Below are 13,418 nucleotides of genomic sequence, written 5' to 3' on the forward strand. Positions count from 1 at the left end.
CCACCTCGTTATTCAATAACACCCAGACTGGCGTTGACCGCCGTTCGAATTTTGTTAACTCCCAGGCCATAGATAACCTGGACATGGTTTCCTTTAATCAGCACGCTGCTCCCGCCGCTCTCTTTCAACAGCGTCTGCTGGATAAGGGCGGGGTCCCGCACATCAACCCGCAGACGGGTAAAACAGTTGCCCACCGCACAGACATTCTCTTTCCCTCCCAGCCCGGCAATCACCAGCGCGCCTTTATCCGGATGCTCGCTATTAGCCTGTTGCGAATGCTCATCTTCGGCTGCGGTTTCGCGGCCCGGGGTGAGCAGCCGCAGACGGGTAATACAGAAGGTGCCGACCAGGTACATGGTCGCGGTTTCCAGCAGACCGAGGGCGACAAACACCGGCCAGCGCGTCGCGCTGACTCCCGCCGGGAGGTTATAGACGACGAAATCGATGAGACCGTTAGTGGCGCAGACCCTGACGTGAAGCAGCCAGGCCAGCATCTGGAAAAAACCGTCCAGCAGGGAGTAGATAAGCCACAGCAATGGGGCGGTGAAGATAAAGAGAAACTCAAAAGGTTCGGTGATCCCCACCAGGACGGAGGTAACAATCAAGGGGATCAGCGTGACTTTCAACCGCTGCTTATTCTCCGGTTTCGCCGTACGGTAGAAGGCGAGCGCCATGCCGGCGGTGCCAAAAATCTTCACCATCCCATAGGTGAGGAAACGGGCGGAATCACTGAGCGCGTCAACGGGGTGGCGGGCGATTTCGGCCAGGAAAATAGGCTTAGCGCCAATGACGGTCTGACCATCGATCAGCAGCTGACCGCCGATAGAGGTAAAAACGAACGGCGACCAGATCAGATGATGCAGCCCGGTGGGGATCAGGAACCGGTTGAGAAAGCCGTACAGGAAGACCCCGATGGCGCCAAAGGATTTCATAAAGCCGGTCAGCGCCGAAATGCCCAGCTCCACTACCGGCCAGAGATAGACGGTGGCGATGGCGAACATGCCAACCAGCGGCAGCATCACGATCAGCACCAGCTTACTGTTGCCGTAGATCGACAGCGCGCCGCGAAACTCAATCCCAACCACGCGATTATGGACAAAGGCGACAGCGCAGCCAAGGATAATCCCAAGGAATACGCCCATATCGATAACCTGAAAACCGAAGATAAAGGTTTGTCCGCTGCCGTACAGTTGCGCGTTGGTGGCTCCGGTCGCCAGGCGATGGGTGAGGGTTAGCCAGCTATTATTCGCCGCCAGGTACATCAGCCAGGTCATGGCCGCCACGAAGGCCGCTTCGGCCTTGCGGGTTTTCGCCAGACCGCTGGCCAGCCCAAGGCAGAACAGAAACCCAAGATGGTTCATCAGCGCCCAGAGCATACTGGAGACAAATTTCCCCATCAGGTAGAGCCCGCTGCTTTCATCCACCCACAGCCGGTTGGTCGTCATGCTGAACAGGGCGATCAACAGGCCGATAGCTGGCAGATACAGCACCGGCCCGATCATCGCCTTGGAAAAGTCCTGAAGCTTTTTCACTCCAATCATGGTTGTCCTCTCGTCTTTGCAGACCGCTGTCATCACCTGATGAATAGGCTTATCAGACTAGGAGCAGACCACCGGGATCCCGAGCAGGAAAAGGGCCATCTGTGACGAAAGTCATATATATTATTGCTGGACAGATATATAAATATGGCGTGATTTATAGATGTGTCATTGTTGATTTTTTCGCTGCAAGATAAAAATAATCATCTAATTACATGAAGTTATTCATGGTTACCGTTGACTGGCGCCACTCCATCGAGACATCTAAAAGTGATTTATAAAAAGATTGCCACTGAACTGAGGACCCGCATCAACAGCGACGACTATGCCGTCGGCGATATGCTGCCCAGCGAAAAAGCGCTCGCCGCGGAGCTGAAGGTCTCGGTGATGACGCTGCGCAAAGCGCTGGCGCTACTGGAGGAAGAAAAGTTGATCGCGCGGCGGCACGGCAGCGGAACCTGCATTGTGCGTAAAAGTAACTATCATGGCGGGGAACTGGAGGGCTTTAACTACCAGATGCAGGTGGTGGGCGTCACCAACTACCGTAACAAAGTTATTGAATTTACGCTGCTTGATGCCCCGCCAGCCATTGCCCAGCAGTTAAAGATCCAGCCGGGGGAGAAAGTGTATTACGTCAGACGGCTGCGGCTGATCGATGAGGTCCCAATCCTGGTGGAAAACAGCTATATCCCCTTCGCCACCTTCCCCTGGCTCAGCGTGGGTAACCTCGAGCAGTCTAAGTTCAACTATTTCAAAAAAGAGTGCCATATCACCATCATCGAGAGCCACCGCAGCTATACCCCGGTGCTGGCGACCCGTGAGCAGGCGGAGCTGCTGCAGGTGGCGCCAAACAGCCTCCTGCTGCGGGTGCAGTCGATCAGCTACGCCCAGAACCGGGCGATCGTCGATTTCTCAGAGATCTACCAGAACACCAGTAAGTACAATGTGAAGCACATTACCCGCCGCTAGAGGATTCAGACCAGCCATCCCCGGGCGATCAGCTCTATCCCCAGCGCCAGCAGGAACAACAGAAAGCCCTGACGAAAGCGCTGCGGGCTGAGACGCGAGCGGATCCGCTGTCCCAGCCACATGCCGAGCAGCGCCGGCAACAGCGCCAGCGCCGACAATAGCCATGCATCATCATGCCAGCCATCGTGCAGGGCGAGGCCAGCCGCCAACGCCAGAGTGGAAAGGGTGAACGACAACCCCAGGGCCTGCACCAGCTCGTCGCGACGAAAGCCCAGCGCCTGTAGCCAGGGAACGGCCGGAATAACAAATACCCCGGTCGCCCCGGTGATAACGCCGGTCAGCCCGCCCATGAGCGGCGACAGCCACTTCTCCACGCGGCCGGAAACCTGAAACACCGGACTGCAGAGCGCATACCCGGCATAGACTATCAATGCGGCGCCAAGCGCCAGCGCCGACCACCGAGGATTGAGGCCGATCAGCAGTGAGGACCCGGCCAACGTGCCAATAATAATCCCGGTCATCATAAGCCAGAGACGGCGTACAATCTGCGCCAGCGCCGGGCCTGCCAGTAACTGCCAGAGATTGGTGAGCAGCGAGGGAAGCACCAGCAGCGCCGCTGCGGCCTGCGGCGGCATCAGCAGGCCAAGCAGGCCCATCGCCACGGTGGGCAATCCCATGCCGGTCACCCCTTTGACCAGCCCGGCGGCAATAAAGATCAACAGGAAAGAGATCGTGTGTAAATCGAACATTATGGCTCACTTTTCAGGGTATAAAGGGGCATTGAAACAGCTGGTCGTGAGGGCCACAATGCGGTATGTTGGCCATAGACTACGGAAAAACCGAAGGTAAAGGAGGGCCTGATGCGACTGGATCTGGCCGATCTGCGGCTATTTATCGCCATCGTGGATACCGGTAGTATCACCGGCGGAGCGGCGAATGCCCATCTGGCCCTGGCGTCCGCCAGTGAGAGGCTGCGCAAGATGGAGGCCGAGATCGGCGTGCCGCTGTTGCACCGTCATGCCCGCGGGGTGGCGATGACAGAGGCCGGGGAGGTACTGGCGCGCCATGCCCGCCCGCTTCTTGCGCAGCAGCAGCGTCTGCGCCAGGCGATGCACGCCTTCGCCTGCGGTCAGCGGGGGACGCTGCGCCTGTTCGCCAACACCTCGGCGATGTCGGCCTTTCTGCCGGGGAAGCTCGCCGCCTGGATGGCAGCGCACCCGGCGGTGCAGATCGAAACCGAAGAACGCACCAGCGCGGATATCGTCAGCTGTATCCTGGCGGGCGTGGCGCAGGCCGGAGTGGTGTCCGATGCGGTCGACCCCGGGCCGCTGCGCCTCGAGCCCGTCGCTGACGACCCGCTGGTGCTGATCGTGCCGCCAGCTCGCCCTCTGGCCGAAAAACAGGAAGTGGCGTTTGCGGCGGTGCTCAACGAGCCGTTGGTCGCCCTCTATCAGACCAGTGCGCTACAGCAGCATATCGAACAGCACGCAGCTGAACTCGGCCAGGCGCTAAACGTTCGGGTCAGGATGAGCCATTTTGCAGGGCTTTGCGAGATGGTGGCGCACGGCGCCGGCGGGGCGATCCTGCCGCGCGTTATTGCCGAGCGTTACCGGCAGCGTTATTCTTTTGCCGTCATCGGGTTACAGGACCGCTGGGCGCAGCGCCGTTTGTGCCTGTGCTACCAGGATGACGCCAGCCTGTCGCCAGCGATGCGCCGCTTACTGGAATGGCTTCGTCAGCCTTGAGAACATCAGTGACAGTGTCACTTTTCATGCCCGTTATTGCTACTGACATCCGTGCCAGAGATGCGATAGTAGAGGTCCGCTTTTATTAAGACGCGAATCAGGACAGACAAGATGAGTACATTACCAAAGGTCGCGGTGCTGGGACTCGGCGCCATGGGACACGCTTTTGCCAGTAACCTGCTGAAAAACGGCTTTACCGTTGCCGGCTGGAACCGTTCGCCAGCCCGCGGCGAAGATTTACAGGCGCATGGGTTATCTCTGCACGCCACGCCGCAGCAGGCGGTGGCCGATGCCGAGGTGATCATCAGTATGCTCGCCGACGGCGAGGCCACCCTCGAGGTACTGGCGCAAATCGCGCCCGCCTGTCAGCCGCAGGCGATCTATTGCCAGATGGGCACCATTGGCCTGCCGGAGACCCGGCAGGCCATCGCGTTGTTGCGGGAACTTCAGCCAGCGATGACCTATATTGATGCCCCGGTGTCGGGGACCAAAGCCCCAGCGGAGAAGGCACAGATCCTGGTGCTCGCCAGCGGCGATAGGGAAAAGGGCGCCGCTGCCGAACCGGTGTTTGCGGCTATCTCCCGCGGGACGCAGTGGTTTGGCGAGGCGGGCAACAGCCAGAAAATGAAGCTGGTCCTCAATGCCTGGCTGATTTCGATGATGCAGGGCATCGCGGAAAGCGCCCAGCTGGCGAAGACGCTGGGCTTCACCCCCGACCAGCTGTGGAGCGCCCTGGAAGGCGGCCCGCTGGCGGCGCCCTATGTCAAAGTGAAACTGGACGCCATCGCCAGCGAGCAGTTTACCCCGCAGATGCAGCTGGCGCATGCCCTGAAAGATGCCCGGCTGGCGCTTTCCCTGGCCGAGCCGCACACCATGCCGGGGCTGGAAAACATCGCCGAACTGTGGCAGCAGGCGGCGGACGCGGGATATGCCGGAGAGGATTTGTCTGCGGTATATCAGTGGCTGTCGCCGTCGTCAAAAGCGTAGTTTCCTACCCACGCCAGGAAAGAAGTGGCCATGGTGGCCACTTATCCTGGCGGATGGGGCATCAATTCGAATCTATCGTACGTTAGCTTAAGCTATCAATCCATTCGCTCTGGCGCGGATTCAGCCGGCGATAACAGTGTACCGACACCGCCAGCTGCGTCAGGTCGGTGAAGACCATCGGATCGAGCTGTATATGCTTTTTAATTTGCTGCAGCCGATAGGTGAGCGTATTACGATGAATCCCCAACAGCAGCGACGTTTTGCCCGGTTCGGCATTATTGGCAATAAAGCTGCTCAGGGTATCCAGCAGCACTTCGCCGGAATCATGCTCAAGCAGCTGGCGTACGTTATTGATAAAAAAATTGACCATATAGCTGTCTTCCAGCACCCTGAACAGGCAGAGCATTGCCATTTCGCGAAAGTAGTAGATCTGCCGCTGCGGCTGCACTTTGCTACCCACTTCGATCACCGAGCGGGCGAACCGAATGGCCTCGCGAATGTCCGGGGCGCTGTCCGCCTGCACGCCAATCCCGATATGGTAATGGCTTATCTGATTACTCAGTACAAACTCAATGCCCCGCAGCAGGGTTTCCTGGGCTTCGCTTAGCGCGTTGAGGATCAATATTTCATGGCTGCCCAGCAAAATAACGTCACTTACGCCGGAGAGCTGCGAGAATTCCCGCAACAGCGTACTCAGTATGTCGCTTAACTGATGCTGTTCGACCTGCACGGTCACTACGATCGGAACCCGCGGTGTATCAAAATCGAAACCAAGTTCCAGCAGGCGATGAAGCGCTTCTTGCCCGGCGGGCGTAGCCCCTTGTTCAAGATACTGACAAAACAAGGTGTCACGCAGACGTTGCCGCCAGTTGGTTTCCCGCATCTCTATGGCCTGGCGGACCAGCAGTTCGGCGGTGAGCACCGCCAGTTCAGCATAGCGGCTTATCGCCGCGGGATCGCCGCTGATGCCTACCACCATCACCACGCGATCGTCATAGATAATGGGATGATTAATACCAGGATGCACGTTGTGAAAACGCGCGGCTTCCGCGGCGTTGTTAATACAAATGCGTTTCCCGGTGCGTATTACCTCCCGGGCGACTTCATGCTGTTCGCCGATACGATGCCGTTCACCTGAGGCAATGATCTGTCCATGATGGTCAATCACATTCACGTTATGATGAATTATCGCCATTGCCCGGGCGACAATTTCATTAGCCAGCGCTGTTGTAATAATCATACAGTTATCCGCTTATGTGCCTCTCCGCGCCACCCGCTCAGAAAGGTTCGTAGAACATTCTCCGCGGCGTCGGCGAGGAGCGGTTCGCATGTGTTCATCGACTCTGCCAGCGCCATAGGGCGCTGGCAAATAGACCACATTGCGTCAATATGGTGTTGATATAATTGCCGGCTGCTCTCATCACGCCCGCCGCAAAGGGCCACAACCGGCACGCCATGGCGTGCGGCTTTGCCTGCCACGCCCACCGGAGCCTTACCAAAGGCGCTCTGCCGATCGAGCCAGCCTTCACCCACGATCGTCAGCGCGGCATCGCGAAGATGGCCGTCGGCGTTAAGCAGCTCCAGCACCAGGTCAATGCCCGGACGCAGCGTGGCGCCGGTATAGGCGATAAGCGCAGCCCCCATACCGCCCGCGGCCCCGGCGCCGGGCCGTCCGCTGACGTCGAATCCGAGGGTTTGCGTAAGCAGCTGGCTATAATGCGCCATTCCCGCCTCCAGCTCGCTGAGCGCCGCCTCGTCCGCGCCTTTCTGCGCCCCATACACCCAGGTGGCGCCATGCTCGCCAAGCAGAGGGTTAGTGACATCGCAGGAGGCCTGTATTTCGCTTTGCTGTAGACGCGGGTCCAGACCGCTCAAATCGATGCGCTGAATATGCGCCAGGTCCTGACCTGCCGCGGGAGCCGGCAGCAGAGTGCCGTCCTTACGCCAGAAGCGCGCGCCGAGCGCCTGGGCAAAACCGATGCCGCCATCGTTGGTCGCGCTGCCGCCCAGGCCGATAATCAAATGCCGACACCCGGCGTCCAGCGCCGCCTTTACCTGTTCGCCCAGCCCGTAGCTGCTGGCCTGACGCACATCCCGCTGCGCTGGCGGCGTGAGTTCGAGCCCACAGCTTTGCGCCATCTCGATAATGGCCCGCTCGCCGGGCAGGATCAGGAAATCCGCCTGCACGGAGAGACCGTAAGGCGAGGTACAGCGCTGCTGTTGCCACACCGCCCCCTTAAGCAACGGACTATCCGCCAGAGTCGACAGCAGTCCCTCTCCGCCGTCGGACACGGGCATTTCGACCAGCTCCAGCGTCTGGTCAACCCGGCGCAATCCCTGGGCTACCGCTGCGCAAGCGGCCTGCGCGCTGCAGCTACCTTTAAACGAATCCAGCGCGATAACAATCTTCATACGTTCTCCTGCGTTAATGCGCTTTGCGCGGCGTTTTATCGGTGGTCATGAGCTGTAATAACATCCCCAGCAGCGCACATCCCGCCATGGTAAAGAAGGCGTAGATATAACCCGCTGGATTTTCCCAGCCGCCGCCAAACTGAATGAGCCAGCCCATAAGCAATGGCGAAATGCCGCCGCCGATAAACATCGCCGTGGTGATAATTCCGTTAGCGGTAGAGGTGGCGCGTTCTTCGGCGGAGTCCGACGCCATGGCGTAGTAGATAGGCCACACGGCGTTGGCCACCAGGCCAAAAAATAGCTGAATGGCGATAAGGCGCGGCATATTGGTGGCGAAATAGAACAGCGCAATGCCGATACTCATCCACAGACCGCAGACGATCAGGGTTCGTTTACGGCCAAAGCTATCCGACAGCCAGGGCCAGATTACCTGACCCAGGGTACCGGTAAGCGTGAAGATAATACTCAGCCCGGCGGACGCCGCCAGCGACAGGCCGGAGACGTGATAAAGATACGGGGGCAGTACAACGTTAATGCCCATATAGACGATTTGCGTCAGCAGGGTATTGCCCGCCGTCAGCGAAATATTGCGGTTGCGCAGGGTGCGTAAAAAGGTCTTCATCCCTTCGCCTTTGGCGACATGGCTGCTTTCCTGCGTCGCCGGGCGCGTCAACCCCTGGTTGTCGATATGCTGATAAAGCGTGTTGATGCGGTCGGCGGTAGAATATTTTGCCCAGAAGATCATTAGCGGGATGGCGACGAGCAGCGCCAGCAGGAAGCAGTAGCGCCAGCTGCCTTCGCCAAACGTGGCAAGCACTAGGCTTGCCACCACGCCGCTCAGCAGCGCGCCAATCGGATAGCCGGTATGATGCACCCCCAGCGCAAAACCGCGCTTCTCTTTCGGCCACCACTCCGCGGTGTTGCTGACGCCGACGGGTTCGCCCCAGCCGGCCCCAAGGTTGACGCCCACGCGCAGCAGCACAAAGGCCGTCAGCCCGTGGCTGATCGCTTTTATCCCGGAAATAAAAGACAGCGCGGTATAGCCCAGCACCAGCGGTACCTGAAAGCGCGCTCGTTTCCAGCCAGACCCGTAGCGATCGCTCCAGATGGAGCCGGGAATATCCAGCACCGCAAGGGCTACCATGATCAGGGCGACGATATTGCCCCACTGTTCCGGCGAGAGCGAGAACTCCTTAGAGATGACCGGGCCAAGGCGCAGGATCATCTCGCGATCGTAGGCGTTAAGCACCCAGATTAGCCAGCAAACCAGTAGCGAAACCCAGGAGAAGCGATGTATCAGCCGCTTTTTGCCACGTTGTTCGCCGGCAGGTGTGTGATTGATTGTTGTCATAGTCGTGTTTACTCCGCGGCGTCGCGACAGCATGATGCGCGCCGCCTGGTGTCAGGGTCAGAGTCAGTTCGCCGGGTATTATTGTTATCGCGGCGAGCCGGTGGTTCGTTTAGCCGGCGAAGCGCCGTTCCGCTACGCCGGTCACGCCCAGGTCGTAAATGGCGAACAGGCTGCCGCGCAGCTGATTATCTTCCGGGAAACGCGGCAGGGGCGGCTGCGCCATGGAGGTGACGTACAGCACATCAAGGTTTTCGCCGCCGAACATCACGCTGGTCACTTTTTTCACCGGCATCTCAATGATGCGATCGACCTTGCCCTCCGGGGTATAGCGCACCAGCTTGCCCGCGTAGACCAGCGCGTTCCACAGATAGCCTTCGCTGTCCACGGTGGCGCCGTCCGCCGCGCCGCCTTCGCTGCGATCGACATGGCAAAAGACCCGTTCGCCGGAAAGATCGCCGGTCGCGGTGTTGTAGTCCAGGCGCAGATTTCGCCCGTCCAGGTATCGGCAAAATAGAAGGTCTCGCCGGAGGGGCTCCAGCAGGGGGCGTTAGAGACGATAATGTCTTTCTTCAGCACGTGCAGGGACAGATCGGGGTCCAGGCGATATAGCGCGCCGCTCGGTTCCTCTTCGCGCATATCCATTGACCCGAACAGAAAGCGTCCCTGACGATCGACTTTGCCGTCGTTGAGCCGGTTAAAGGGTCGGTCCGCTTCCGGATGGTGCAACAGCGTCAGCTCGCCGCTGGCGAAGTCGAGCAGATGAACGCCATTCTGCAGCGCCACCACCGCGCCTTCGCCGTTCTGGCGCAGGGCGAAAGAGCCAATTTTCTGTCGCACGTCCCAGCTCTTGATCGCGCCGCCCTGCGCGTTGCAGGCGAACAGGCGCCCGTCGAGGCTGTCCACCCACCAAAGACGCTGCTGTTCGACATCCCAGACCGGGCTTTCGCCGAGTCGGGTTTTTAAATCCAGTAACACTTCAATGCGCATAATGGCCTCCTGATTACACTTTTTCGCCGTGGGCCTGTTTCGCCGATACGGAGCCTGGGGATGAGGAACTTTTGAGAAACAGGGACACCAGCGCGCCGATAATCAGTAGCGCGACAGCGAACCATAAGCCGGACGTTGCCGCACCGGTGCGGTCCTCAAACGCGCCGAGAATAAACGGCCCGAGAAAGCCCCCGCACAGCCCGAGGCAGTTGAGCAGGCCGAAGCTGCCCGCCAGCATATGCCCGCTCATGATGGACGGGAGCCAGTTAAAGATGATGGATTGCATAGCGAAGAACATGAAAGCGGCCAGCGAGAAGCCAAGCAGCGCCACACCGTGGCCGGCAATGGCGCCAATCGCCATGCCGGTCGCCATGACCAGATATCCGGCCATCAGCATGCTGCGGGAACGCTGTTCCGTGCGGGCGAATCGCGGCAGCAGGATCCCACCCGCGGCGGCGGCAATCCACGGGATGGCGGTCAGCAGACCAATCTGCAGCGGAGTAAGCTGGCCCCAGCTACCGATGATCCCCGGCAGGAAATAACTCAGGCCGTAAACCGAAAACTGGTGGGTAAAGTAAATCAGCACCAGCAACAAAAACACTCGGGTGGACAGCGCGGTTTTCAGGGAGAAACGGCTCGGCGTATGGCGCGTTTCCTCGGCTTCTTTCGCCAGTACCGCGTTAATGGCTTGCACATCGTCGCTGTCCAGCCAGCGGGCGTCGGCTGGTTTATCCGGCAGTCTGCGCCAGACGACGAACGCCAGCGCTATCGCAGGCAGCCCTTCGATAAAGAACATCCACTGCCAGCCGTGCCAGCCGGACATGCCATCAAGGCTTAATAACAATCCGCCCAGCGGCGCGCCGATAATATTGGCCAGACAGACCCCCAGCAGGAACAGGCCGGTGGCTTTTGCGCGCTCTTCGCGGCCAAACCAGAGGGTGAGGTAGTAAATAATGCCCGGATAGAGTCCCGCTTCGGCGGCGCCGAGCAGAAGGCGCATCACGTAAAAGGACGTAGGCCCGGTGACAAACGCCATACCGCAGGAGAGGATGCCCCAGGTAATCATGATGCGAGCTATCCAGCGCCGTGCGCCAATCCGGGTGAGAAACAGGTTACTGGGGATCTCCAGCACTGCGTAGGTGAGAAAAAACAACCCGGCCCCGAGGCCGAATGCGGTTGCGGAAAGGCCGATATCCACCGACATGGTCGCTTTCGCCATGCCAATATTGGTACGATCAATAAAGCTGATGATGTACGCCACGATAAGCAGCGGCATCAAATGGCGGTAGATTTTTTTATGGGTGCGTTGCAGCTGCGTCCCGTTTACCGCCTTTTCATTTATTGCGGACATGGTTATTATTTCCCCGTATTCGTGGTCAGAAGCCTTGCCGGGATCGAGACGATCCCGTTCGTCAGCTCACAGGTTGTCGCCGGGTGCTGACCCGAACGACGCCCGGCCCGAAGCCCCACTTCGGGCCGTCTTTTGCTAAGCGCCTTCGCGCTCGAACAGCATAGAAATCCCCTGGCCGCCGCCGATGCACATGGTGACCAGACCAGTGCGTGCGCCGCTGCGCGCCATTTCATACATCAGTTTGACCGGCAGGATCGCACCGCTGGCGCCTACCGGGTGGCCGAGGGCGATCGCGCCGCCGTTGACGTTAACGCGGGCCGGGTCGAGACGCAGATCGTTCATCACCGCCAGCGCCTGAGCGGCGAAGGCCTCATTGAGTTCAATTAAATCAATGGACTGCACATCTATATTGAGACGGTCCATCAGGCATCGGGTAGCGGGAGAGGGACCAAACCCCATAATCTCCGCCCCGCAGCCGGCGACCGCCCAGCCGCGAATGCGCATGCGCGGGGTTAAGCCGCGTTTTTCCGCCTGCTGGCGGGTCATCATCACCAGCGCCGCCGCGCCGTCGTTAATGCCAGATGAGTTGGCCGCCGTCACCACGCCGTCGGCTTTAAACGCCGGACGCAGCGTGGCGAGCTTTTCACGCGGGGTGTCGCGCGGGTGTTCATCGGTCGCAAACAGGCGGGTCGCTTTTTTGCCGTCCGGCACCTCAAGGGCCAGGATCTGCTCGCGAAAGCGACCCTCCGCGATCGCCTTCAGCGCCTTCTGCTGGCTCGACCAGGCGAAATCGTCCATCGCTTCGCGGGTAATACCGAAGCGTTGCGCGACGTTTTCCGCGGTGATGCCGTTGTGATAAGGGCCTTCCGGCCAGGTGAGAATGGAGATCAGGCCATCTTCCAGCTCGCCATTGCCCATGCGATAGCCATCGCGCGCTTTACGCAGGTAGTAGGGCAGCTGGGTCATATTTTCAGTGCCGCAGGCGACGACCACCTCGGCCTGGCCGCTTTGCAGCTGCATCATGCCGTCCGCCAGGGCCTGAAGTCCGGAGCCGCACTGGCGGTTAACGGAATAGGCGGTGCTCTCCTGCGGGATCCCCGCGCGCAGCTGACAGATGCGGGCGATAAAACCGCTTTCGGCGATTTGCCCGACGTTGCCGACGATCGTTTCGTCGATATCCTGCGGCGCAATCCCGGCGCGGGCGATCGCTTCGCGAATGACGGCGGCCCCAAGGTCATGCTGATGGGTATGTTTAAGACTGCCGTTAAACGTGCCAATAGCGGTACGGACGCCGCTGACAATCACAATATCATTAGCCTGGGTCATTGTTTTTCTCCTTACAGCACCATGCCGCCGCCGACGTTAATCACTTCACCATTGATATAGCGCGCGCCATCGGACGCCAGAAACGCCACACACTCGCCGACGTCTTTCGCCTCGCCGGCGTAACCCGCGGGAATTTTGCTGATCATGATTTGCCAGACGTTTTCCGGTACGCCGCGCGTCATGTCGGTGTCGATAAAGCCCGGGCAGATGGCATTCACCGTGACACCTTTTTTCGCCAGTTCGCGGCAGGCGGTTTTGGTCATTCCCACCACGCCGGCTTTTGACGCCGAATAGTTGGTTTGCCCGACGTTGCCAAGCCAGCTGGCGGAAGCGATATTGATAATGCGGCCCGCGCCGCGCTCGCGCATGCGGATAGCGGCCTGCTGCATACAGAGGAAAGTGCCTTTCAGGTTAACGTCGATAACCGTGTCCCAGTCCGCTTCCGTTAATTTATGCAGCATGGCGTCGCGGTTGATTCCGGCGTTATTCACCAGAATGTCTACCGGGCCAAACGCCTCTTCGGCCTGGGAAAACAGGGCTTCGACCTGCGTTTTTTCAGCGATATTGCAGCTGATAAACAGCGCCTGTGCGCCCGATTCGCGCAGGGAAGCGGCGGTGGCTTCGCCGTGTGCATCACGATCGGCGATAATCACTCGCGCGCCTTCCCGCGCAAGCACCTGGGCAATGCCAAAGCCGATACCGCGTGCGGCGCCGGTGACAATGGCGGTTTTACTGGCAAGTTTCATAGCAAC

At 59.4% G+C, this 13,418-nt stretch carries 11 protein-coding genes and 1 pseudogene; 3 read left to right on the forward strand and 9 right to left on the reverse strand.

Going from position 1 to position 13,418, the window contains the following annotated elements; translation table 11 throughout:
• Positions 1 to 8: 8 nt before the first annotated feature.
• Positions 9 to 1,541, reverse strand: a complete 1,533-nt coding sequence (locus HMPREF3140_RS04595) for a PTS transporter subunit EIIC (RefSeq protein WP_016528926.1) — start codon at positions 1,539 to 1,541, stop codon at positions 9 to 11.
• Between the two features lie 267 nt (positions 1,542 to 1,808).
• Between HMPREF3140_RS04595 and HMPREF3140_RS04600 the strand changes: the two genes are divergently transcribed.
• On the forward strand, positions 1,809 to 2,507 hold the full coding sequence (locus HMPREF3140_RS04600) for a GntR family transcriptional regulator (protein ID WP_002904825.1): 699 nt from the start codon (positions 1,809 to 1,811) through the stop codon (positions 2,505 to 2,507).
• 5 nt (positions 2,508 to 2,512) lie between these two features.
• Here HMPREF3140_RS04600 and HMPREF3140_RS04605 read toward each other — a convergent pair whose 3' ends face one another.
• Positions 2,513 to 3,256 (reverse strand): sulfite exporter TauE/SafE family protein, encoded by a 744-nt coding sequence (locus HMPREF3140_RS04605; protein WP_002904827.1) that lies wholly within the window; start codon positions 3,254 to 3,256, stop codon positions 2,513 to 2,515.
• 111 nt (positions 3,257 to 3,367) lie between these two features.
• Here HMPREF3140_RS04605 and HMPREF3140_RS04610 point away from each other — a divergent pair, with 111 nt between their 5' ends.
• Both HMPREF3140_RS04610 and HMPREF3140_RS04615 read left to right on the forward strand, forming a co-directional pair.
• Positions 3,368 to 4,252: a LysR family transcriptional regulator gene (locus HMPREF3140_RS04610; RefSeq protein WP_032411477.1), complete on the forward strand. Its 885-nt coding sequence runs from the start codon at positions 3,368 to 3,370 to the stop codon at positions 4,250 to 4,252.
• Between the two features lie 111 nt (positions 4,253 to 4,363).
• Positions 4,364 to 5,239, forward strand: coding sequence for an NAD(P)-dependent oxidoreductase (locus tag HMPREF3140_RS04615; RefSeq protein WP_002904832.1), 876 nt, complete (start codon positions 4,364 to 4,366; stop codon positions 5,237 to 5,239).
• An 82-nt stretch (positions 5,240 to 5,321) separates the two neighbouring features.
• On the opposite strand, the gene HMPREF3140_RS04620 is transcribed toward HMPREF3140_RS04615, so the two are convergent.
• The 7 genes and pseudogenes from HMPREF3140_RS04620 to fabG form a co-directional block, all read right to left on the reverse strand.
• Positions 5,322 to 6,479: a CdaR family transcriptional regulator gene (locus HMPREF3140_RS04620; RefSeq protein ID WP_002904834.1), complete on the reverse strand. Its 1,158-nt coding sequence runs from the start codon at positions 6,477 to 6,479 to the stop codon at positions 5,322 to 5,324.
• Complete coding sequence (locus tag HMPREF3140_RS04625) at positions 6,476 to 7,651, reverse strand: glycerate kinase (protein ID WP_032411478.1); 1,176 nt, start codon at positions 7,649 to 7,651, stop codon at positions 6,476 to 6,478. Before HMPREF3140_RS04625 ends, HMPREF3140_RS04620 begins: the two co-directional genes overlap by 4 nt.
• A 13-nt stretch (positions 7,652 to 7,664) precedes the next feature.
• Positions 7,665 to 9,035 (reverse strand): MFS transporter, encoded by a 1,371-nt coding sequence (locus tag HMPREF3140_RS04630; RefSeq protein WP_074195474.1) that lies wholly within the window; start codon positions 9,033 to 9,035, stop codon positions 7,665 to 7,667.
• A gap of 76 nt (positions 9,036 to 9,111) precedes the next feature.
• Positions 9,112 to 9,989 (reverse strand): annotated as a pseudogene (locus HMPREF3140_RS04635) (SMP-30/gluconolactonase/LRE family protein).
• Positions 9,990 to 10,002: 13 nt separating this feature from the next.
• Positions 10,003 to 11,340 carry an MFS transporter gene (locus HMPREF3140_RS04640; protein WP_004143425.1) on the reverse strand — a complete coding sequence of 446 codons (1,338 nt, stop codon included), beginning with the start codon at positions 11,338 to 11,340 and terminating at the stop codon, positions 10,003 to 10,005.
• A gap of 135 nt (positions 11,341 to 11,475) precedes the next feature.
• Positions 11,476 to 12,666, reverse strand: a complete 1,191-nt coding sequence (locus HMPREF3140_RS04645) for a thiolase family protein (protein WP_032411480.1) — start codon at positions 12,664 to 12,666, stop codon at positions 11,476 to 11,478.
• 11 nt (positions 12,667 to 12,677) lie between these two features.
• Entirely contained in the window at positions 12,678 to 13,412 is a 735-nt protein-coding gene (fabG, locus tag HMPREF3140_RS04650; protein WP_070552862.1) for a 3-oxoacyl-ACP reductase FabG, read from the reverse strand.
• Positions 13,413 to 13,418: the final 6 nt, after the last annotated feature.

The sequence above is a fragment of the Klebsiella sp. HMSC16A12 genome (assembly GCF_001808265.1).
GTDB lineage: Bacteria > Pseudomonadota > Gammaproteobacteria > Enterobacterales > Enterobacteriaceae > Klebsiella > Klebsiella pneumoniae.